The organism is Streptomyces malaysiensis subsp. malaysiensis (assembly GCF_040653035.1).
GTDB lineage: Bacteria > Actinomycetota > Actinomycetes > Streptomycetales > Streptomycetaceae > Streptomyces > Streptomyces malaysiensis.
The window spans coordinates 209,120-230,706 of sequence record NZ_JBEZNG010000019.1 but is presented as its reverse complement, the minus strand read 5'-3'; the positions used below and the strand labels follow the sequence as shown (position 1 = coordinate 230,706).

Here is a 21,587-nt window from a genome sequence, read left to right as displayed (position 1 = left end):
CGCAGCTCGACCTCCCGGTCGCGCAGGAAGCAGCGGCGCGCGCCGGTGTCCACGGTCAGGTCTGCGATCCGGACCGGTTCGCCCGGTCCCGCCGGGGCGGGCGGGCGACGGCGCAGATGGGCGCGGAGGCGGGCGAGCAGCACGGTCAGGCTGAAGGGCTTGACCAGATAGTCGTCCGCGCCCGCGTCCAGGCCCACGATCACATCGATCTCCTCGCTGCGGGCGGTCAGGATCAGGATGAGGACGTCGGGATACTCATCACGCAGCTGCCGCGCCACATCGATACCGTCCACATCGGGAAGACCCAGATCCAGCAGAACGACGTCGATGGGGAGCCGGGCCGCCTCGGCCAGACCGGAACCGCCCGTCCGGGTCCAGGCCACGGCGTAGCCATGCGACCGCAGCCCCGCCTCCACATGCCGCCCGATCACCTCGTCATCCTCGATGAACAGAACGGACACCACGTCCTTGGCCCCAGTCGCCCGCATGCTCCGAAGCGTAGAGCCGGTGGGGCGCCCGGGGCGCGCGGACGGGCCGTTGTCAAAGTTCACGCAGCTCTTCCACGGCCGGCCGGGCGGATCCGCGGACGCCGCTGAGGGCGGCACCGACAATGGCCGCCAGGGCCGCCGCCAGGGTCAGGCCGAGATACGGCCAGGGCACGGCCACGGCCTCCGGTGGTGGATCGAAGACGCCGGTGAGCACCTTGACGAGCATTTCGGTCAGGCCCCAGCCGATGAGCGCGCCTCCGGTGACTCCGACCGCGGCGAGTGTGGCGGCCTCGCTGAGGACGAGTCCGTTCAGCTGCCGTCGGGTGGCGCCGAGGACGGTGGCGATGGCGAAGGTACGGCGGCGTTCGGCGAGGCCGAGGGCGAGGACGATACCGCCCGCGCCCGCCGCCAGCAGGACCGCGAAGGCCAGTTCGATCCGGGTGAGCCCGGACAGGTCCACGGAGGTGAGGCTGGAGCCGACGGCGGAGCGGGTCTCGGTGATGTCGGTGACCTTCGCCGTGGTGCCGAGCTGGTGGCGCAGCCGCGTGGCGACGGCCTTCTGGTTGTTGCCCCCGGTGTCGACGAGGAATGTGCCGACCGCGTCGCTGCCGGTCGTCCTGGCGATGTAGTCGGCGTTGGCGACGAAGAAGCTGTCCCGTGGCGCGGTGGGGAACTCCTTGACGACGCCCGCGTAGTGGAACGGCACGGTGTGGAACGCCTTGGTGCGGGAGTCCTGCAAGCGCAGTTTGAGGGTGTCGCCGGGGGCCAGCTGGAAGTCTTTGACGGTTTCCTCGCTGACCAGGAGGGAATCGGGCCGGGCCGCCAGTTTGGACATCAGGCTCTTGGCGCTGCCGCCGGCGAAGTAGGCGTTCTGGAGGGAGGTGGCGGAGGTGATGGTGGCTGGCCGGACCCCGTACAGGTCCTGAAGATCCGCCCCGACGTAGGCGAACCGGTGCTGTAGCGGTTCGACGTGGCGCACCCCCGGGATGGCCCCCAGGGGGTTGGCCGCGCTGGGCCCGACGCGGGAGCCGGGTGACTGGGTCACCGTCACATCGGCGCCGTTGGTGAGCCGGGCGTCGACCTCCGCCTGCTGCCGGTAGGTGGAGTTGAACGAGGCGGTGGACACGGCGAACGAGAGGGCCAGCGCGAGCAGGACGACGGCCCGTGCCAGCGGGCGGCGGCGCCGGGACAGGCTCGCCGCGGTGGTCCCGGCCATGGCGCCCGTCAGCGGCCGGACCAGTCGGGCGAGCGGACGCCGTCCGTGGGTCAGGGCGAGCGTCATCAGCCGCCACAGCAGCAGGGCGGAGCCGAGCCACAGCAGGGCCGGGCCCAGGAAGGCCCAGTAGGACACCGAGATGGTGGGGACGCCTTCCGGCGCCAGGACCAGGGAGTAGTTGTTGGAGCTGGAGGCGCGGAAGACGAAGTAGGAGACGGCCAGCAGGATGAGGTCCGGATAGAACCTCATCCAGCGCGGGGGGCCGGTCCTGCCCACCGCCCGGCGGGCCTCGGCGACGGTGGCCTGCCGCAGATCTCGCACCGCGGGCACCAGAACGGCCGCGGCGGCGATGACGAGCCCCAGCAGCAGGGCAAGGGCGAACCAGCCGGCCGCGGAGGCCGTGGTGGAGCCGAAGAACACCGTGCCGAAGGCGACCCGGCCCACGCCCGCGGCGATGCCGAGGCCCAGCAGCCCCCCGGCCACGCCGACGGCGGCGGACTCGGTCACCGCGAGCGCGAGGACCTGGCGGACGCCGAGCCCGCGGGCGCGCAGCAGGGCCTGTTCGCGCCGACGCCGGTCGGCTCCGGCACCGGCCACCGCCGCGGTCAGCAGGGCCGCCAGCACCGCTCCGGGCACGCCGAGAAAGAGGAAGAGAATCTGGGCGTAGAGGGCGTCCTGGCGGGCGCTGTCGAGTGCGGCGCCGAGGTTGTCGCCAACCAGCCCGCCACCGGCGGTGCGCGCCTCGGTGTTGTGCGCGGCTCCGGTCACCGCGGTGTACGCGGCGGCGGGGTCGGCGGGCAGCCGGGCGTCCCGGGCCACGTGGATCTGGGTGGTGACAGCGGTCGGGTCGGCGGTCCGGACGGGGGCCGCGGCCTTGGCGAACTGCGCGGCGGGCAGCAGGATGACGTTGTCGGGGGGTGCGGTGGGCTGGGACTGGGGAGGGGCACCGACCTTCTGGAAGAGGGAGTCCGCCTGGGGCAGGTCGACCACCCCGGCCACCTTCACATGGGTTGGTCCGCCTCCGGGGCGGCCGATGGTGACGGTGTCCCCGGGGGCGACATGCAGATTGGCCGCGGTCTGCTGGGCGATAAGCACCCCTGATGCGCTGCCGGTCAGCTGCCGTATCTCACCGGGGAAGGCGGAGCGGTAGCCGGATGGCAGGCCGAGTACGACGCCGGGGCCGGTGCTCTGGGTGGATCCACCGGTTCTGGCCTGGAATCCGGTGCTGTGTGCGAATCCCACGGGGAGTGCGGTACGCACTCCGGGCGCGGACCGTACGGTGTGCAGCACCGAGGCCGGTTTGGCGCCCGGCTGGACCTCCACCTGCCAGTCGACCGCGACCGAGCGGACCGCGCGGTCGGTCATGGTGGACTTGGAAGCGGTCAGGAAGGAGCCGAGCGCGGCGACCAGCGCCACGGCGAGCGAGATGCCGAGCGCGGCGGCGAGCAGCCGGCCACTGCGGCGCCGGACGAGTCCGGCCAGCCAGGTGATGATCACGACGCCTCTCCTCGAGTCGCGTTCGGTCGCGTTCGTGGCGCGGTGCGCGGTCCGGACGCGGCAGGGGCGGGGGCCGTGGCGGTCAGCCGCCCCTCGTGCATGGGCCATCGTTCGGTGAGGCGCTCGCCGACGGTGGGGTCGTGGGTGGTCACCACGAGCGCGGCGCCCAGTTCGGCCGCGGTGTCCAGCAGGACGTCCATCACATGGCGGCCGGTGGCGCGGTCGAGCTGTCCGGTGGGTTCATCGGCGATGACCACCCGCGGCCTCAGGGCGAGCACCCGTGCCACCGCCACCCGCTGGGCCTGTCCGCCGGAGAGTTCCTCGGGCAGTTTGTCGGCGAGGTCCGCGACGCCGACGGCGGCGAGGGCCGACAGCGCGCGGCGGCGGGCCTCGGCCTCCGAGGCGCCCGACAGGACCAGCGGAAGTGCGGCGTTCTCGGCCACGTCGAGGGCGGGGATCAGGCTCGGGGACTGGAAGACGACGCCGATGTCATGCGCCGTGGCGGGGCGGCCGAGGGCGGGCCAGTCGATCTCTCCGCTGGTGGGCCGCTCCAGTCCGGCCATCAGATGCAGCAGTGTGGACTTTCCGGATCCGGAGGGGCCCATGATGGCGATGCGGTCGCCCGCCCGCACCCGGCAGGTCGCGCCGTGCACCGCGACGACGGCGTTCTCGCCCTGACCGTAGGTGCGGGCGGCGTCGCGGCAGTCGATGAGAGGGGTGTCGGTGCCGGGAGCGTTCACGGCTGGATCCTTCCGTCGCGCAGGACGATCACCCGGTCGGCGAAGCCGATGACCTCGGTGTTGTGGGTGACGACCAGGACACCTCGGCCGGCGTCGGCCCGGCTCTTGAGCAGGTTGAGCACGCGCTGCTCGGTCCGCCCGTCCAGTTCGCCGGTGGGCTCGTCGGCGAGGAGCACATCGGGGTCGTTGGCCAGGGCGACGGCCAGGCCCGCGCGGGCCAGTTCCCCACCGGCCAGCTGATGCGGCAGGGCGTGGGCCCGGCCGCGCAGGCCCACCCCGTCGAGCAGTTCGGCGATGTCGGACGCGCCATCGCGGCGCCGCCGCGCCGCCGCCTGGGCGAGGCGGATGTTCTCCCGTACGTTCAGATGGGCGATGAGGTTGCCGGACTGGAGCAGTACGCCGACGCGGCGGGCGCGCAGCCGGGCCCGCTGAGCCTCGGGACGGTGGCTGATCCGCTCCCCGCCGATGTGCACACAGCCCCCGGCGGGTTCGTCCAGTCCGGCCAGACACGCCAGCAGCGTGGACTTGCCCGAACCGGAGGGTCCGACGACGGCGACGGTCTCGCCACGCTCGACGTGCAGGGACACCCCGCGCAGGGCGAGGGTCTCCTCCTCGCCGGTGTGGAAGAACCGGTAGAGCTCCCTGGCGTCGACGGCCCGCTCCCCGTCGGTCCGCGCGGCCGGTGTGGAGGTGGTGGCCATCACTGCCACCGGAGGGAATCGCTGACGACGCGCCATGGGTCGACATTGTCGGCGCCGGTCGGGCCGGTCAGGGTCAGAACGGCCTCCCGGCCGTTGTGGAAGAACACGTACCGCTCCACCGAGTCGCGCACGGCCTTGCCCGTCACCGGGTCGGGGGCCGAGTCCGTCTGGTAGGTGATACGGATGGCCTGACCGGCCTTCCGGTGGACGGTCGTGACGCTGCCCAAGGAGAAGTGCGACGCCTGCCCGCGGAGGGCGGGGACCATGCCCGCCTTCACCGACTGGACGGTGGGCGCGGTCCCGGCGGAGCTCCGCAAGATCTCGACCTTGTTGAGCTTGTCGCTGAAGGTGGTGGTGCCATGGGCGGAGGAGCGCGCCCAGCCCTCCGGCACCTTGACCGTGAACCCTCCGGCGGGCGGCCGGTAGGCGACGTAGACCTGGTTGTCGGGGATGTCTCCGGGCGGGTTGGACTCGGTCGGGGCCGGGCCGGGCCGCTGGGCGGACGACGAGCCCGAAGTGGCCTTGGAACCGCTGTGGGAGCCTCCGCCGGAGCCGGAGCAGCCGGCCACGACCACGGTGGTCAGGGCGACTGCGGCGGTAACGGCGAGGATGGCCCGCTTGCTCATGATGTCCTCCACATAGGCGAACCGCTGGTGTCCAGGACGCTAGAGAGCAGGCGGTAAACGCTTCCCACGACGACGGTTAGACGACGGTAAAACCAGTCGGCGACCTGCCCGCATCGCCCCGCCACAGCACACCCGCGCTCATGATGGGCGTATGAGACAGCGTGTGATACGGGTGGCCGTGGTGGCGGTGCTGGTGGCACTCGCCCTGCTCGCCACGCCGCTGGCGCTCGGGATCCAGACGTCCTTCTTCGCGGACGAGCGCGATGAGCTGGAGCGCCTGTCCCTGGCGGCCGCCGTCCATGTGTCCCCTCAGTTCGTAGCGGGCGACCGTGTGGAACTGCCGGCCCATGAGCGGGGAACCGATGTCGGGGTGTACGACCTCTCCGGGCGGCTGCGCGACGGCAGCGGCCCCAGGAAGGCGGACGCGACGACCCGCCTGGCGCGGGGCGGGGCGGTGACGCGGGGGCGCGGCGATCACCAGATCGTGGTGGCCGTGCCCGTAGCGACCGGAGAGCAGGTGATCGGCGTGGCCCGCGCCTCGACCGGGACACTGCATGTCTGGCATCGCGTCGTCCTGGCCTGGCTCGGCCTGGCCGGCACCGCCCTGGTGGCGCTCATCACGGCCGTCGTGGTGGCACGCCGGCAAGCGCGCACGCTCACCGCGCCGTTGGAGGTGCTCTCGGCGAAGGCCGGAGCGGTGGCGGAAGGGGATCTGACCGCGCGTGCCGAAGGCAGCGCGATCGCCGAGATCGACCAGGTGGCGCGTACCCAGAACACCATGGTCGAGCGCCTGGCCCGATGGCTTGAGCACGAGCGTCACTTCGCCTCCAACGCCTCCCATCAGCTCCGCACCTCGCTCGCCGGTCTGCAACTGGGTCTGGAGGCGGCTGCCGCCGACCCGGACACGGATCTACGAGCGGCCGTGGGCGAGGCCCTGGAGCAGGTCCGGCATCTTCAGCGGACCGTGGACGAGGTACTCCGGCTGGCCAGAACGACGCCACGCGACGGCGTTCCCACGACCACCCGGCCCACCGCCGAGGTGGTCGAGGGCGTGGAGCGCCGCTGGCACGGCACGTTCGCCGCCGAGGGCCGACGGCTGGACTTCGGTGTCGAGCCCGGCGGGGAGAGCCTGTGGATCCCCGACCGCACCGCCGAGCAGGTCCTGGACGTCTTGCTGGACAACGCCCTGCGCCACGGCCACGGCGCGGTCGAGGTCACGGTGCGCGAGATGGGCGGTGTGGCCGCCGTGGACGTATCCGACGAGGGCTCGCTGACGCTCGACCGGCGGACCGTCTTCGAACGGGGGGCGACCACCGCTCGGGGCGGCAGTGGCATCGGTCTGGCGCTGGCGCGGGAGATAGCCGAGACGGCCGGGGGCCGGCTCACCCTCGCCCGGTCGGAGCCCACCGCCTTCACCCTGCTGCTGCCGGTCACGGAGCCACGGCAGGCCGCGACCGGCCCGTGACCCGCACCGTCACCGCCGTCACCGCGGTCACCGTGAGACACCGCGGTCACCGTGAGACACCCGACAGCGACATCGCCGCCACCACGACGGTGAGCAGACCTACGTACGCCCAGGCGTAGATCCGGTCGGGGATGCGCGGTGGGCGCCGCCGCAGCGCCCCGATGACCGGCAGCGCACCGGCGAGCAGGGCCGCGGCGGCACCGGCGTCGACGAGGCCCACCAGGTGGACATGCGCACCGGCGGAGGCCGGGAGCGCGGCGCCGCCGAGCGAGACCGCGGTGGCCGGGAGCGCGATGGCCAAGGTGAGGGGGTTGGCCAGCGCGCTCGCCACGTGCATCGTGTGCCCGGCGCGCCTCATCGCGGGGACGGTCATGACGCTGCCCCCGACACCGAGGAAGGCCGCGACCGCGCCGATGGGGGCGCCGAGGACGGCCGGCAGCGGCCGCGGTCCGTCCACCGGCTCCCCGATGTGTGTACGGGGGCGTAGGAAGCCGGGGCGCAGCAGCAGGTCGACGATGGTGATCGCCACGTAAGCGACGAACAGCCAGAGCACCAGCGCCGGTGGGGCGAGGCGGGTGGCGAGCGCACCGGCCGTGGCACCGGCCGCCAGCAGGAGGACCAGCCCCGTGCTGCCGCGGAGGGCACCGAGCACACGCCGGGGTGTGACGGCCGTCGCGAACGCCGCGTTCACCACCATCACCAGTGCCGAGGTGGCCGTGGCCACCCGCATCGCGTCCGCGCCGAGCGCGGCGTCCGCCCACACCACCACGGGGACCGCGGCGAACCCGCCGCCGAACCCGAACAACACCGTCGTCACTCCGGTGAGGAGCCCGATCCCGATCAACATCGCAATGTCCACGGGACCACCCCACCAGGGCCGCCACCCTTCCCGCATGCGAAGACCGGCACGATTCCTTCGCGTCCCGGCCAGTACGGTGGTGGGGTGAGAAACGTCCCCCTGGACACCATCGACCACGTCGAACGGGTCGTCCTGCCGATCGGCACCGACTACCCGCCGGGACATGTACTGGACTGGCACGAGCATCGCCGCGCGCAGTTCCTCTACGGAGCCACCGGGGTCATGGTCGTCGACACCGGCGCCGGCACCTGGACCGTTCCGCCCGAGCGCGCCGTCCTGATCCCGGCCGCCACCCGGCACCGGGTCCGGATGCTGGGGGTGAGCACCCGGAGCCTGTACATCGAGCCGGACGCCGTTCCTTGGTGGCCCGCCACCTGCACGGTCGTGGACGTGCCACCACTGCTGCGCGAACTCCTCGTGAGCGCGGTCGAGTTCGAGGCCGACTACAGCCTGTCGGGGCGGGAGGGGTGCATCGCCGCGCTCCTGCTGCACGAGATCGCCGAGCGCACCCCGCTCCCCTTCCACGTCGCGATTCCGCCCTCCAGCGACCTGGCGGAACTGTGCCGGGAGTATCTGGCCGCGCCGGACCTCGGCATCACCAACGCGGTCTGGGCCGGCCGGACGGCCCAGAGTGAACGGGCCTTCACCCGGCGCTTCCGCGCGGAGACCGGAGACAGCCCCGCCGTATGGCGGGCCCGCGCCCGCCTGCTCGCGGCCGTCCCCCTGCTGCGCACCGCTACCGTCACCGAGGCCGCCGGCCGCCTCGGCTACGCCTCCCCCGCGGCCTTCACCACCGCCTTCACCCGCGCCTTCGGCCTGCCGCCGTCCCGTTTCACCACCAGCGGCCAAGCCGCTCGCCCCAGCCGCGCCGGACGCGCCTGACGACCCGACAAGTGCCTTTCGTTGATCCCAGGACCTCGGCGGAGGCCACGCGGCCGGGTGGCTTTCGGCATCGTCCGGACGCCTCGGCTGTCGCACGGCTCAGCCATCCGGGCCCCGCGCCACGGTGCCGAGGAGCGGATCGGGCAGGCATGCCCAGTGGGCCTCGCCGAGGGCCAGTTCGCGGTCGTCGAGCACGGCGGCGTCCAGTACCGTGCGCAGCCTGTCCTGGTCCAACTCGGTGCCGGTGAACACGATCTCGTTGCGCCGCTCGCCGTAGCGGTCGTCCCAGTACCACGAGGCGAGCGTGCGGCGCTGGGCCGAGGCGGCCCGCCAGCCTTCCGTATCGCCGTCCTCCAGCCAGCGTCCGGCCTCCCGAAGTTCCAGATGGCGGCCGGCCGAGCGCCACGAGATGACCGCGTCCGGGCGGGTCGCCACCCACAGGTGCCCTCGGCCTCGTACGACCGAGGGCATGATCCGGGGCAGGCTCTCCGCCAGCCGCTCGGGATGCAGCGGGCGCCGCGACCGCCACAGCACCGAGGCCACACCGTGGTCGACGCCGCAGCGGCGCACGGCCGGAGCGACGACGTCGAGCCGGTCCTCCGGTCCGGCCACGGCCCATCGAGGATCGGGTCGCGTCAGGGTCATCAGCGAGATGTCGTCGTCGGCTTCCGCGTCGTCGAAAAGGACCGTCGCGGACGGGTTGAGATGGGCGAGCAGGGCACGGGAGCCTTCCCGGCGGCCGCGGTCCTCCTCCAGCCCCTTCCCCAGGACCATCACCTGGGCGGCCTCCGATTGCCGGGCGGCGGCCTCGGCGACCGTGAGGGGCACCGCACGCGGGCGGTCGCCGAAGACCTGGACGGCACGGTGCACACAGCCCAGGTCCCTCAACAGCCGGCCGGGATCGAGGCCGACCGCGATCGGTGCCAGGTCGAAGTAGTCCCGCAGCGCGGACGTGCCCGGCCGGGCCCGCCACAGCTCAGCCAGAAACGCCACGACGTCGACGTTGCCGGGCAGCGCGAGCACGACATGCGCACCTGCGGCCGCCCGTGCGATGGCCCGAAGGTCCTGACGCACGATCACCGCCGGATCGCCGGTGGCCGCTTGGGACAGCGAGGTCAGCGAGGCTCGCTGTCGTTCGTCACCGCCCGAGGCGAGGCGCTGTACGGAGGGGTACCGTTCCGACGCGTCGCCGAGGACCGAGACCGAGAGCACCAGCGCGTCGGGCGAGGCGCGCAGCAGCAGGTCCAGGACGCGGCCACGGGCTTCCGGGGTGTTGCCGGACACCACCCCCACCAACCCCCGGCCCGCTCCGCCGACTCTCACTTCACCACCCCTCCCACGGCGGTGACGAGCGCATAAGCGGTCCTGCGTACCCGCACCATCACCAACGGCACGTGTCCTCCTGAGTGACGACCTCACAGCGGCCCCCGCACACTACATGGAAACGGTACCCATTTTCATATACGGTGTGCGAGACACCCCCGACCGGAAAGGACCCGTTCATCAATGGCCGTGCCCAAGCGGAAGATGTCCCGGAGCAACACCCGCCACCGCCGCGCCCAGTGGAAGGCCAGTGCGCCGGAGCTGGTGACGATCACCATCGACGGCCGCGAACACCGGGTGCCACGACGGCTCGCCCCCGCTTACCGGCGCGGGCTGCTCCGCACCGACGGCGCGGGCCGAGGACGGCCGGCGGACGAGAGCTAAGGCTGCGCGCCGAACGAGGTGTCGCCGTGCGGCGGCTGGTGGGGCAGCCGCTCCAGGGTGTCGACGATGCCTGCCCGGCCCACGACGTCGATCAGCGCCTGCCCGATCACGGAGACCGGCTCACGGGCCGGGAGCACCAGGCCGATGTGCTCCGTGCGGACCGGGCGGACCAGCGGAACGGCGCGCATGCCGGTGGGCACGCCGAAGACATGCAGCCAGGCGTGCGGCACGATGCTCGCCCATTGACCGGCCCTGACGTGTGCGAACAGGGAGGCGATCGAGTCGGTCTCGACCCGCGGTGTCACGGATACGCCCACGGTCTCGAACACCGCGTCGAGCACCTGACGGCCCTGCATCATGGGGTGCAGCAGGCACAGCGGGTACTGAGCCGCCTCCTCCCAGGAGATCTCGGCGGGCCCGGAGTCGGGCGCGGTCCGCTGGGTCAGCAGCACGTAGCGCTCCCGGTACAGCGGTACGAACTTGAAGTCGTGCGCCGCGATGGAGCTGTGGTAGGTCACGGCGGCGTCGAGTTCGTACGTCCGCAGCCGGTTCACGATCTCTTCGGCCTGGAGGTCGGCGAAGACCTGGACGGTCGCCAGCGGATTGGCGGCGCAGAACGGCTGGGTCAGCAGCGCGACCGCGGTGGAGGCGGTCGGGACGGTGCCGATGCGCAGTCGGCCGCTCAGCCCCGCTCGCAGTGCCTGTATCTCGCCCCGCATCGCGTCGCGGTCGGCGAGGATGCGCTGTGCCCACAGCACGACCCGCTCGCCCTCCGGTGTGAAGCCGTCGAATCGGCGCCCGCGCTGGACCAGTGGGACGCCGAGCTCCTCCTCCAGTTTCCGGATGCCCTCGGACAGGGCCGGCTGGGAGACGTAGCAGGCCCGGGCCGCCTTCGCGAAGTGGCGGGCGCGGGCGAGGGCGACGAGGTATTCGAGTTGGCGCAGCAGCACGCCTCAATGATCCCCCGTCCCCGGCCGCTCGGTGCCGGTCCACGCGGCAGTGATCGGCGCTGCCTGTCAGCCGATAGAAACTGCCGCTTTGACCTGCCCCACGGCGCTGACGAACAGTGTGGTGCGAAGGATGGGCGGGGTGTGCGGCGCCCGCGCGGGTCCGAGGCGCGCGGGCGGCCCCCTCCTGGACGTGCCGGATGGCGCCGAGCGTGCTTGCCGTCCAGAACGAGAGGGCGTGGTGTGAGATGCGGGATTTCAACGGACCGGACGAGGACGAGGACGAGCTGTCGGTGACGGCTCCCAAGACATGGGCGACCGGCGCTCCCGCGGTCGTGCACGCGCTTCAGTACGCACTCGGACAGACGTCGCCGAAGCGCACCGCGCTGACCCTGCTCAACATCAACCAGGCGAAGGGCTTCGACTGCCCGGGCTGCGCCTGGCCGGAGCCCGCGCCGGGCAAGCGGCACCGCAACGAGTACTGCGAGAACGGCGCCAAGCACATCAGTGACGAGGCCACCTCGCGTCGGGTGACCGCCGAGTTCTTCCGGCGGTACTCGGTGGACGAGCTGAGCCGGAAGTCGGACTACTGGCTCAATCAGCAGGGCCGGCTGACCGAACCGATGGTGCTGCGCGAGGGCGCGACCCACTACGAGCCGATCGGCTGGGACGAGGCGCTGGACGTACTCGCCGGTGAGCTGCGCGCCCTGGACCACCCGGACGAGGCACTGTTCTACACCTCCGGGCGGCTGGCGAACGAACCGGCCTTCCTGCTGCAACTGTTCGTGCGGGCCTTCGGCACCAACAACCTGCCGGACTGCTCCAACATGTGCCATGAGTCCAGCGGCTCGGCGCTGAACGAGACCTTGGGCATCGGCAAGGGCAACGTCAGCCTCGACGACCTCTACAACGCGGACCTGATCTTCGTCGTGGGGCAGAACCCGGGCACCAACCACCCGCGCATGCTGTCCGCGCTGGAGGAGACCAAGCGCCGCGGCGGCCACATCGTCGCCGTCAATCCGCTGCCCGAGGCCGGGCTGCTCCGCTTCAAGCACCCGCAGAAGGCACGCGGGATCGTCGGCCGCGGCACGGACATCGCCGACCAGTTCCTCCAGATACGGCTCGGGGGCGACCTGGCCCTGTTCCAGGCGCTGAACCTGCTGTTGCTCGAGGCCGAGGACAAGGAGCCGGGCACCGTCCTGGACCGCGATTTCATCGAGTCGCACACCACGGGCTACGACGCCTTCGCCGAGCACATCCGCGAGACGTCCTGGGACGCCGTCCTGGAGGCCACCGGCCTGAGCAGGGATGAGATCGAGCAGGTGCACGAGCGGGTGCTGGCCAGCCGCAGTGTCATCGTCTGCTGGGCGATGGGCCTGACCCAGCACAAGCACGGCGTGCCCACCATCCGCGAGATCGTCAACTTCCTCCTGCTGCGCGGAAACATCGGCCGCCCGGGGGCGGGCGTATGCCCGGTCCGGGGACACAGCAATGTGCAGGGCGACCGCACCATGGGCATCTGGGAGCGCATGCCCCAGCCGTTCCTCGACCGGCTGGGACGGGAGTTCCGTTTCACCGCGCCGACCAAGCACGGCCTGGACTCCGTCGACTCCATCCGTGCCATGCTCGACGGACGGGCCAAGCTCTTCGTCGGAGTCGCGGGCAACTTCGTAAGGGCGACGCCCGACAGCGACGCCACCGAGCGCGCCCTGCGGAACTGCCGTCTGACCGCGCATATCTCGACGAAACTCAACCGCTCCCACGCGGTGTGCGGACGTACCGCCCTGATCCTGCCCACGCTCGGGCGCAGCGATCGCGACGTCCAGGCGGGCGGCGAGCAGTTCATGACGGTCGAGGACTCGATGAGCGAGGTCCACGCGACGCGCGGCCGCCTCGCCCCCGCGTCCGCACACCTGCTCAGCGAGGTGTCCATCATCAGCCGCCTCGCCCGCAAGGTCCTGGGGTCAGGACCGGACATCCCCTGGGCGGAGTTCGAGGCCGATTACGACCTCGTCCGCGACCGTATCGCCCGGGTCGTCGACGGCTTCGAGGACTTCAACGAGCGGGTGCGGTGCCCTGGCGGTATCCGCCTGCCCAACCCGGTCAACGAGAGGGTGTTCCGCACACCTGCCGGGAAGGCCGTCCTCACCGTCAACGACTTCACGATGCTCCGGGCGCCCGAGGGGCACCTGGTCCTGCAAACGCTGCGCTCGCACGACCAGTGGAACACGATTCCGTACGCGATGGACGACCGCTACCGGGGCATCAAGGGCAGTCGGCGCGTCGTTCTGGTGAACCGCGGCGACCTCGCGGACCTCGGCCTCGACGACGGCGGCCTCGTCGATCTCGTCAGCGTCTGGACCGATGGCTCGGAGCGCCGTGCCGAGGGCTTCCGCGTCGTCGCCTATCCGACGCCCCGGGGTTCGGCGGCCGCCTACTACCCGGAGACCAACGTCCTGGTGCCGCTCGACAGCGTCGCGGACATCAGCAACACCCCCACGTCCAAGAGCGTGATCGTCCGTCTGGAACCGGCCGCCGACCGGACACCGGCGCGGCACGAGCACGTCGCGGGGTGACGAAGCGGGCACGGTCAAGCGGGTGGCACGATCGCGGCTGTGGTCAGGTCCGCGATGCGTTGTGCGGTGTCGAAGTGGGGGGTGAGACGGTTCTTGGTCATGGCGAAGGAGGTGCCGGTGGCGGTGTCGGCATAGACGTAGCTGCCGCCGCCACCGACCCAGCCGAACGTGGTGGGTGCTTCGTCCGGCCGAGCACCGATACGGCCGAGCGGATAGCCCAGGGCCAGCCGCGCATGGTTGCCGAAGACCTGGTCGGTGCCCTCGAAGGCCACCGCCGTCAACTCCCCGAGCTGGTGTGGATCGATGAGCCGACCGTCGAGGATCGCGGCATTCACGGCAGCGATGCCCCGCGCGGTGAAGGTGCCGACCGAGGGGATGTCCGCTTGCAGGATCTCGTGGCTGTTGCCCATCGCCGCGGTCGGTAGCAGTTCCCAGGGCGCGAGAATGGCATCGCCGTCAGGCGGGGCGACCGGGCGCGGTGCGGCGTCTTCGAGCCGTGCCAGCCGGGCCAGGTCGGTTCGGGGCACACCGAAGTACACGTCGCCCTCGATGCCCAGGGGCACGGCGACCCACTCGTGCAGGAGTTGCCGCATCGGTTTGCCCGTGGCCCGGCGTGCGACCTCGCCGACGAGGAAGCCGAAGGTGAACGAGTGGTACCCCGTCTCGGTCCCAGGTCGCCACCGCGGTTCGGCGTCCGCGATCGCGGTGCAGACCCGTGACCAGTCGGTCAGATCGGCCGGGCCGATGCCACGAGGCATCGCCGGCACGCCGACCGAGTGTGTGAGCACGTGCCGGAGAGTCGCGGTCGCCTTGCCGTGGGCGCCGAACTCCGGCCACAGGTCGACCACGGGTGTGTCGTATCCGACAGCACCCGTCCTGACGAGCAGATGAGCGATCAACGACGTCATGACCTTACCGGCCGAGAAGCTGAAGAACGGAGTCTCCGGGGTCACCCCGCGCCCGGTCCGGCTGTCCGCGACGCCGGCGACCGCGTCGACAACAAGAGCACCCTGATGGAAAACGGCAACCTGCAAGCCGGTTTCGGCCCCGGAATCAACCAGTTCGTCGAGGACTCTTTGGACCTCTCGCCGCAATGAGGGCATCACCGTCACCGGCCCGGCCAGGTGAAGCGAGTCCGGCTGGACGTCGGCAGCTTGCCGCAAGCGCGGGAGGGCAGCGCCCGGCGGGGCCTCATGTCTCGGCCTGACCGGCCCACCAGCCGAGCACATGCCCGATGTGCCTGCTCATCAGCCGCTCGCACTCTTCGGCCGCTCCTGCCTCCAACAGATCGAGCAGATCCAGGTGTTCATGAGCGGACGCCTCGAGTTCCTCCGTCGCCACCAGATCCGCCAGCCCGGTCAGACGGGTCTGCGCACGCAGGTCGGCCACGATGTCGTGCAGCCGCATATTGCCGACCAGCTTCAACAGCGTGAGGTGGAAGGTCGTGTCGGCCTGGAGGTAGCGGGCCAGGTCGCCGTCCCGGGCGCCACGCACGATCTCCTCGGCCAGGCCGCGCAGGCGGGTCAGGTCGGCCCCGGAGAGCGTTCCCGCGAGCCGCCTGACCGCCGGGCCTTCCAGCAGCTGGCGTACGTCGACGATCGCGCGCAGTTCATCCTCGCTCACCGCCGTGACGCGGAAGCCCTTGTTGCGCACGATATCCACCATGCCGCGCTTGGCGAGGTTGAGCATCGCCTCGCGGACCGGCGTCGCCGAGACGCCGAAGCGGGCGGCCAGGTTCGGGGCCGAAAACACCTCGCCGGCGGGCATCTGACCCGAGACGATGGCCGCGGCGATCGCCTCTTCGACCCGGTCACGCAGACTGCTCGCGGGCGCGAGGGGAGCCAGAGGAGCGTTGTCCGCGGTCGTCATGAGTATCCCCATCACCAATCAACAGCCAATTCCGGTCCCGTTCAGTACAATGGCACATCCTACCGATCAGTCATTTCCTCCAGCCGGGCCGCACCCAGGTACAGGTGACGGGGCTGTTCGCTGTCGGTCGGGCGAACCCGCTCATGATCCGCGGTGTGTGGCGACGACCATGTCGAGGGCGGCGGCCGGCACACCCCGGCCGTCCGGGCGCGGCCAGTGCACGGTGAGTTCGTCGAACCCCGCCGCCGCCACGTCGCGGGCGAACTGCCGATAGGTGTCCACGTCCTGGAACGGACGAGCTTCGTCGAGCGCCACCTGGGCGATGCGGCGAATCCGCTTGCCCGGCGCCACCTCGGCGATCGCCTTGTCCAAGGCCACGTTCTGTTCGGCGATCGCCGCCAGCCACTCCCGCGGCGCCAGTGACCGGCGGTACGGGCCGTAGGTCACCCAGGCCGAGCCCAGGAGCGCCGCCAGCCGCATACTCCGTGGGCCCGCCGCGGCGACGGTCAGCGGCACCCGGGGCCGCTGTACACACCCCGGGATCATGCGGGCGTCCTCGGCCCGGTAGAAGGACCCGTGGAAATCCGTGCGGTCCTGTTCCAGCAGGGTGGCGAGCAGCGTCGCCCACTCCTCGAAGCGGCTCGCGCGCTCGCCGCGGGACATCGCGGCCTGGCCGAGCACCCGTGCGTCCGCGTCCTCGGCGCCCGCTCCGACCCCCACCTCCAGCCGGCCCGCGGTCACATGGTCGAGGGTCATGGCCTCTTTCGCGAACGGCACCGGATGCCGGAAGTTGGGCGTCGCCACCTGCGTGCCCAGGCGCACGGTGGAGGTCGCCCCGGCCGCCGCCGCCAGCATCGGCACGGTGCCGAACCAGGGGCCATCGGCCAGGTCCCGCCAGGACAGGTGATCGTAGGTCCAGACCGTCCGCACACCGGCTGCTTCCGCGTCACGGACCCGGGCCAGGAACTCTGTCGGCGCCTGATCCGGCAGGACCAGGCAGGACAGAACGGGAACGGTCATTTCAGAACACCTCCCTGCACAACGGTGCGGCTCCGTCGCTCATCCCAGAGCAGCGTCTCGTCCTCGGTGAGCGGGCCGTCCAGCAACAGCAGGTCGGCGGTCGCGCCCACCTCGACACGGCCCAGGTCGGGCCGGTTGATCAGCTCCGCGTTCACCCGGGTGGCCGAGCGCAGGGTGGCCTGCCAGCCGATCGCCTCGGCCTGGAGCCGCAGTCCGTGCAGCTGGTCGTCCTCCAGATCGGCCATCAGGTCGCTCCCGAATCCGACGCGCACCCCGGCCTCCAAGGCGCGTTGCACCGCCCTCTTGCCGGAGTCCAGCACTTCGGCGTTCTTGGCGCGCTGCACCGGGTTCAGGGCCACCTCCTGCCACCGCCGGGCCATGGCGTCGTACGCCGCGAGGGTCGGCACGAGGAAGGCCCGTGCCGTGGCCATCGCGGTGGCCGTCTCCTCGTCGAGCAGGTTGCCGTGCTCGATGGAGCGCACCCCGTTCGCGACCGAGTGCCGAATCGCCTCGGGCGAGTAGGCGTGGGCGGCGACGTAGCTGCCACGGCGCCGGGCCTCCTCGGCGACCGCCCGGATCTCCTCGGCGGAGTACTGCGGCACCCGGATCGGATCGGTGGGCGACACCACGCCGCCGGAGGTCATGATCTTGAGGGCGTGTGCGCCGTGACGGAACCGGTCGCGCGCGGCGATCCGCAGGTTGTCCACCCCGTCGACCACCTGGTTCATGGGCCCGGAGTGGAAGCAGACATCGGTGTCGGCGGCGCGCGGATCGCCGTGGCCGCCGGTCTGGCTCATCGCGGGGCCGGTCCACAGATAGCGCGGGGACTCGATCAGCCCGGTGGCGATCGCCCGGTCCAGGCCCGCGTCGCCGCCCGCCACGTCGCGGACCGTGGTGAACCCGCGGCACAGCGCCCGGTTCAGCCTGCGGGCACCGGCCAGCGCCACGAAGCTGAGCGGTGTGTTCTCCAGCTGCCAGGCGTCGAGGGTGGTCGCGTAGGCGTGGAAGTGGGCATCGATGAGACCCGGCAGGAGCGACGCTCCCGCGGCGGCGAGCGTCCGCGACGCGGTGTGGTCGCGGCGCGCGCCGGGGCCGATTGCCACGATCCGCCCGTCGTGCACGACCACGTCGGCTTCGACGGGATCGCCCTCGTGCAGCAGAGCGTCGGTGATGACGAGGTCGGCCGTGGTCATGAGGCGGCCCGCAACCGGGCGGTGGCGGCCTCGTCGACGGCCCACGGCTGTTCGGTGATCACGACGCCGTAGGCGGAGCGGGCCGCCTCGACCGATACGAAGCCGTCGATGACGTCCTCCAGCACCTTCGCCGGTTCGCGTTCGAACGCGAACCCGTAGCCGCCCCCGCCGCCGGTGATGTTGGCGAGCACATCGCCCGCCGCGAGCGAGTTGTAGCTGCCCCGGGTGACCACCTCGCGCTCGGTGCCCGGGTTGAGCAGGATCCGGGCGGGGGCCGCGGGCCGGCCGCCGCCGATCGGCCAGGGCGCCGACTTGGTGCGGTAGACCAGCGCGATGCCGGTGGACGGGGCGGTGAACCGGTAGACGCGCCGGACGCCGACGCCGCCGCGGTGGCGGCCCGGTCCCGCCGTGTCCGGTACGTAGCCGTAGTGCTCGATGAACATGGGCGACTTCTGTTCCAGCACTTCGACCGGGTTGTTGCGGCAGCCCGGTTCGGACATGTGCATGATGCCATCCTCCCCGTCGCCTTCGGCGTGTCCGCCGAACCCGACGGCCTCGTTGGTCGCCTCCAGCCAGGGCTGGCCGGTGCGTGGGTTCGTTCCGAGTCCCATCATCGACGAGACATCGCCGCCGGAGCAGGCCGGAATGCGCTCCGGCATGCCCTGGGCCAGTGCCTTCAGGATCACTTCGCCGGCGAGCAGTCCGGTCCACAGGGTGAACGTGGGCATCGGCGGCACGGCGTGCATCACACTGCCTGGGTCGGTGATCACTCTGAGCGGGGCGAAGTTGCCGGCCACCACCGGGGTGTCCGGGGTGGTCAGCGCCTTGAACACGAGGCTGGAGAGCGCGATCGTCTGGCCCACCGGCAGGTTGATGGGGCCGCGTACGTCGCGTTCGCTTCCGGTCCAGTCGACGACGAATTCGTCCTCGGTGATCGTGACCGTGGCCTTGAGCAGGATCTCGCGATCGATGTCGACACCGTCGGAGTCGACGATGTCGGTGGCGCTCCAGGTGCCGCGCTCCAGGTCCGCCAGGGCCAGCCGGGCCAGCCGCTCCCCGTGGTCGTTGATCGACCGCATCGCGGCGACCAGTGTGCCGGTGCCGTGCTTGGCGGCCAGTTCCCTGGTGCGCCGCACTCCCGTCACACACGCGGAGACCTGGGCCTGGAGGTCACCGATGGTCCGCTCGGGCATCCGCGAGTTGAAGCGGATGATGTCGAAGATCTCCTGATTGACCACGCCGGCACGGTAGAGGCGCGAGCCGGGGAAGAACATGCCTTCCTGGTACATGTCGGTGGAGTCCAGCACATAGCCGGGGTTCTTCTGCTTCAGGTCGAGCACATGGATGCGGCACGAGGCGAAGCCGATGAGCCGCTCGTCGGCGTGGATCGGCGCGAAGACGAGGGTGTCCAGGGTGTGCGCCGATGACCAGTACGGGTAGTTCAGCAGGAACACGTCGCCGGGCGCCATGTTCCCGGCGCCGATGTGCTCGATCGCCCGGTGGATGCCGTGGTCGTTGCCGCGGGTGAAGATGGCGATGCCGGGCGCGTCGGCGACCACGTCGCCGTTGGCGTCGTGCAGGCCGATGCCGTAGTCGTGGATCTCGTAGACCACGGTGTTGTACGCCGTCCGGCACAGGTTGCGGGCCATCTCCTCGGCGGCGGCGAGCAGAGCGTGTCGAATGACCTCAAGGGTGATCGCGTCGGTCATCGGTCGTTTCCCCCGGCTTTCTCGGCTTCCTCTGCTTTCTCGGATTTCTCGGCCCTGACACTGATGACGAGTTCGCCGTGTTCGGCGACGCGCAGCCGGTCACCGGCGTGCAACACGGTGGTGGCGGTGTGCTCGGCGACCACGGCGGGGCCCTCGATCACATCGCCGACCAGGAGTGATTCCCGGGTGACGAGTTGATAGGGCACACCGGTGTCGGACCGGGCGAAGACCTGGCGTTCGCCCAGCACCGGCGGCTCCCCCTCGGTGCGCTCGGCGTGCCGGGGCCATGCGGGCTTGTCGACGATGCCGACCGCCCGCAGCCGCAGCGTGACGATCTCGACCGGGTCGTCCATGACATGGCCGTAGAGCCGTTCGTGGAGCGCGCGGAAGCTCTTCGCAAGACTGTCGGTGACGTCACCGTCCGGGTAGGGGACGGTCGCCGCGTGTTCCTGGCCGGCGTAGCGCAGGTCGACCGAGCGGTGCAGACCGCGGTGGTCGGGGCCGAAGCCCTCCTGCGCCAGGGCCGCGTTCGCCTCGGCCTCCATCGCGGCGAACGCCTCTTCGAAGGAGGACTCCGGCGCCGAGGCCAGGGGCAGCACATCGGTGCGGGCGTAGTCGTGCTGCACATCGGCCATCAGCATGCCCAGCGCCGAGAACGCGCCCTGCCCCGGCGGCACGACGACGGTCGGGATGCCGAGTTCGCGGGCCACGTCCACGGCGACCAGGCCACCGCCACCGCCGAAGGCGAGCAGCGCGAAGTCCTTCGGGTCGCGGCCGAGTTCGACGGTGATCGCCCGGACCGCGCCGACGATCTTGGTAGTGGAGATGCGGAGGATGCCGCGGGCCAGGGTGCGCAGGCTCATGCCGAGCTGGTCGGCGGTGTGCTGGAGGGCCTTGGCGGCGAGGTCGTCGTCGAGCACCAGCGAGCCGCCGAGCGGTACGTCGCTGCCCATGTAGCCGAGCATCAGGGCGGCGTCGGTGAAGGTGGGTTGGGTGCCGCCCCGCCCGTACGCGGCCGGGCCCGGGGTGGCTCCGGCGCTCTGCGGGCCGACCTGGAGCGCACCGGCCGCGTCCAGCCAGGCGATCGAGCCGCCGCCCGCCCCGATGGTGTGGATGTTGAGCGATGTGGTGTTGATGGGCAGGCCCTCGAACTCGGCGCTCTGGTGCGACACCGGTTCACCGTCGACCACCAGCGAGGCGTCCAGACTGGTGCCGCCCATGTCGATGGTGATCAGGTTGGGAATGCCGATCACCTTGGCCAGTGAGGCGGCGCCGACGACACCGCCGGCCGGACCGGACAGGATCAGGTTGACCGGCTGGCGGGTGGCCGCTCGGGCGGTCATCGCGCCGCCGCCGGAGCGCGACATCAGGAACCGGCCGGTGAAACCGCCCTCGTCCAGCCGCTTCGTCAGGGCGTCGAGATACGTCCGCATGATGGGTTTGATGTACGCGTCGAGTACGGCCGTCGAGGTGCGCTCGTACTCGCGGTACTCACCGGACAGCTCGTGCGACAGGGTGACCTCGACACCCGGGGCGACCTCGTGGAGCACCTCCCGCATCGCGCGTTCATGCGCCGGGTTCGCGTAGGAGTGCAGGAAGGCGACCGCGACCGCCTGATAGCCCCCGGCGGCGATCTCGGCGGCGACCGAGCGCGCACCGGACTCGTCGAACGGGGTCACGACGCTGCCGTCGAACAGCGAACGCTCGACCACTTCGAAGGTGTCCCGTCGCTTCAGCAGCGCTTCCGGCTTGTGGTACGTGAGCGCGTACATGGGCCGCCGGTCGGTGCGCCCCAGCAGATAGACGTCACGGAAACCGGCGGTGGCCACCACCGCCACCTTGGCGCCGGTGCGTGTCAGCAGGGAGTTGAGGCCGAGTGTGGAGCCGTGGTTGAAGGTGGTCACCTCGCCCAGCGGGGCCTGTGCGGCGGTGAAGGCCGCGAGCACCCCCTTGGTGGGCTCGGCGGGGGTGGTGGCCACCTTCTCGAACCGCAGCTCCCCGCTGTGCGGGTCGAGTTTCACCACATCGGTGAAGGTGCCGCCGACGTCGATGGCGACGCGTACTTCAGCCATGTCGAACCTTTCTGCACTCG

Annotated in this window: 18 protein-coding genes; 4 read left to right on the top strand and 14 right to left on the bottom strand. The window is 71.4% G+C overall.

Annotated features, from left to right (window positions below; genetic code table 11):
* The 5 genes from AB0E24_RS31660 to AB0E24_RS31640 form a co-directional block, all read right to left on the bottom strand.
* Positions 1-488 (bottom strand): response regulator (locus tag AB0E24_RS31660; RefSeq protein WP_359382160.1); only part of this gene is annotated, 488 nt, incomplete at its 3' end.
* Between the two features lie 52 nt (positions 489-540).
* Positions 541-3,201: an ABC transporter permease gene (locus tag AB0E24_RS31655; RefSeq protein ID WP_359382158.1), complete on the bottom strand. Its 2,661-nt coding sequence runs from the start codon at positions 3,199-3,201 to the stop codon at positions 541-543.
* Positions 3,198-3,941 (bottom strand): ABC transporter ATP-binding protein, encoded by a 744-nt coding sequence (locus AB0E24_RS31650; protein WP_100804896.1) that lies wholly within the window; start codon positions 3,939-3,941, stop codon positions 3,198-3,200. Before AB0E24_RS31650 ends, AB0E24_RS31655 begins: the two co-directional genes overlap by 4 nt.
* Entirely contained in the window at positions 3,938-4,642 is a 705-nt protein-coding gene (locus tag AB0E24_RS31645; protein ID WP_069868225.1) for an ABC transporter ATP-binding protein, read from the bottom strand. Before AB0E24_RS31645 ends, AB0E24_RS31650 begins: the two co-directional genes overlap by 4 nt.
* Positions 4,642-5,268, bottom strand: coding sequence for a hypothetical protein (locus AB0E24_RS31640; RefSeq protein WP_093703439.1), 627 nt, complete (start codon positions 5,266-5,268; stop codon positions 4,642-4,644). The genes AB0E24_RS31645 and AB0E24_RS31640 overlap by 1 nt, the downstream gene beginning before the upstream one ends.
* Positions 5,269-5,419: 151 nt before the next feature.
* Between AB0E24_RS31640 and AB0E24_RS31635 the strand changes: the two genes are divergently transcribed.
* A complete protein-coding gene (locus tag AB0E24_RS31635; RefSeq protein WP_251771869.1) occupies positions 5,420-6,733 on the top strand; it encodes a sensor histidine kinase in 1,314 nt (437 codons plus the stop codon).
* 46 nt (positions 6,734-6,779) lie between these two features.
* Here the strand turns inward: AB0E24_RS31635 and AB0E24_RS31630 are convergent, their stop codons facing one another.
* Positions 6,780-7,580: a sulfite exporter TauE/SafE family protein gene (locus tag AB0E24_RS31630; RefSeq protein ID WP_069868228.1), complete on the bottom strand. Its 801-nt coding sequence runs from the start codon at positions 7,578-7,580 to the stop codon at positions 6,780-6,782.
* A gap of 96 nt (positions 7,581-7,676) precedes the next feature.
* Between AB0E24_RS31630 and AB0E24_RS31625 the strand changes: the two genes are divergently transcribed.
* On the top strand, positions 7,677-8,474 hold the full coding sequence (locus AB0E24_RS31625) for an AraC family transcriptional regulator (protein WP_147965575.1): 798 nt from the start codon (positions 7,677-7,679) through the stop codon (positions 8,472-8,474).
* 99 nt (positions 8,475-8,573) lie between these two features.
* Here the strand turns inward: AB0E24_RS31625 and AB0E24_RS31620 are convergent, their stop codons facing one another.
* Positions 8,574-9,797: a GTP-binding protein gene (locus tag AB0E24_RS31620; RefSeq protein ID WP_359382153.1), complete on the bottom strand. Its 1,224-nt coding sequence runs from the start codon at positions 9,795-9,797 to the stop codon at positions 8,574-8,576.
* A gap of 183 nt (positions 9,798-9,980) precedes the next feature.
* Here AB0E24_RS31620 and rpmF point away from each other — a divergent pair, with 183 nt between their 5' ends.
* Positions 9,981-10,181 (top strand): 50S ribosomal protein L32, encoded by a 201-nt coding sequence (gene rpmF, locus AB0E24_RS31615; RefSeq protein ID WP_174886214.1) that lies wholly within the window; start codon positions 9,981-9,983, stop codon positions 10,179-10,181.
* Here rpmF and AB0E24_RS31610 read toward each other — a convergent pair.
* The gene (locus tag AB0E24_RS31610; protein ID WP_206334380.1) at positions 10,178-11,131 is read right to left on the bottom strand and encodes a LysR family transcriptional regulator; all 954 of its coding nucleotides are present in this window, start codon (positions 11,129-11,131) and stop codon (positions 10,178-10,180) included. The two genes, rpmF and AB0E24_RS31610, sit on opposite strands and share 4 nt — an antisense overlap.
* A gap of 245 nt (positions 11,132-11,376) precedes the next feature.
* On the opposite strand from AB0E24_RS31610, the gene AB0E24_RS31605 reads away from it, so the two are divergent.
* On the top strand, positions 11,377-13,704 hold the full coding sequence (locus AB0E24_RS31605; RefSeq protein ID WP_359382150.1) for an FdhF/YdeP family oxidoreductase: 2,328 nt from the start codon (positions 11,377-11,379) through the stop codon (positions 13,702-13,704).
* Positions 13,705-13,718: 14 nt separating this feature from the next.
* Here the strand turns inward: AB0E24_RS31605 and AB0E24_RS31600 are convergent, their stop codons facing one another.
* The 6 genes from AB0E24_RS31600 to AB0E24_RS31575 all read right to left on the bottom strand — a co-directional run bounded on the left by AB0E24_RS31600 (position 13,719) and on the right by AB0E24_RS31575 (position 21,567).
* Positions 13,719-14,816, bottom strand: a complete 1,098-nt coding sequence (locus tag AB0E24_RS31600) for a serine hydrolase domain-containing protein (protein WP_435865344.1) — start codon at positions 14,814-14,816, stop codon at positions 13,719-13,721.
* A 79-nt stretch (positions 14,817-14,895) separates the two neighbouring features.
* A complete protein-coding gene (locus AB0E24_RS31595; RefSeq protein ID WP_359382147.1) occupies positions 14,896-15,573 on the bottom strand; it encodes a GntR family transcriptional regulator in 678 nt (225 codons plus the stop codon).
* 141 nt (positions 15,574-15,714) lie between these two features.
* Positions 15,715-16,593 carry an LLM class flavin-dependent oxidoreductase gene (locus AB0E24_RS31590; protein ID WP_359382144.1) on the bottom strand — a complete coding sequence of 293 codons (879 nt, stop codon included), beginning with the start codon at positions 16,591-16,593 and terminating at the stop codon, positions 15,715-15,717.
* The gene (locus tag AB0E24_RS31585; RefSeq protein ID WP_102936070.1) at positions 16,590-17,786 is read right to left on the bottom strand and encodes a metal-dependent hydrolase family protein; all 1,197 of its coding nucleotides are present in this window, start codon (positions 17,784-17,786) and stop codon (positions 16,590-16,592) included. The genes AB0E24_RS31590 and AB0E24_RS31585 overlap by 4 nt, the downstream gene beginning before the upstream one ends.
* Positions 17,783-19,495, bottom strand: coding sequence for a hydantoinase B/oxoprolinase family protein (locus tag AB0E24_RS31580; protein ID WP_359382141.1), 1,713 nt, complete (start codon positions 19,493-19,495; stop codon positions 17,783-17,785). Before AB0E24_RS31580 ends, AB0E24_RS31585 begins: the two co-directional genes overlap by 4 nt.
* Positions 19,492-21,567, bottom strand: coding sequence for a hydantoinase/oxoprolinase family protein (locus AB0E24_RS31575; protein WP_359382138.1), 2,076 nt, complete (start codon positions 21,565-21,567; stop codon positions 19,492-19,494). Before AB0E24_RS31575 ends, AB0E24_RS31580 begins: the two co-directional genes overlap by 4 nt.
* Positions 21,568-21,587: the final 20 nt, after the last annotated feature.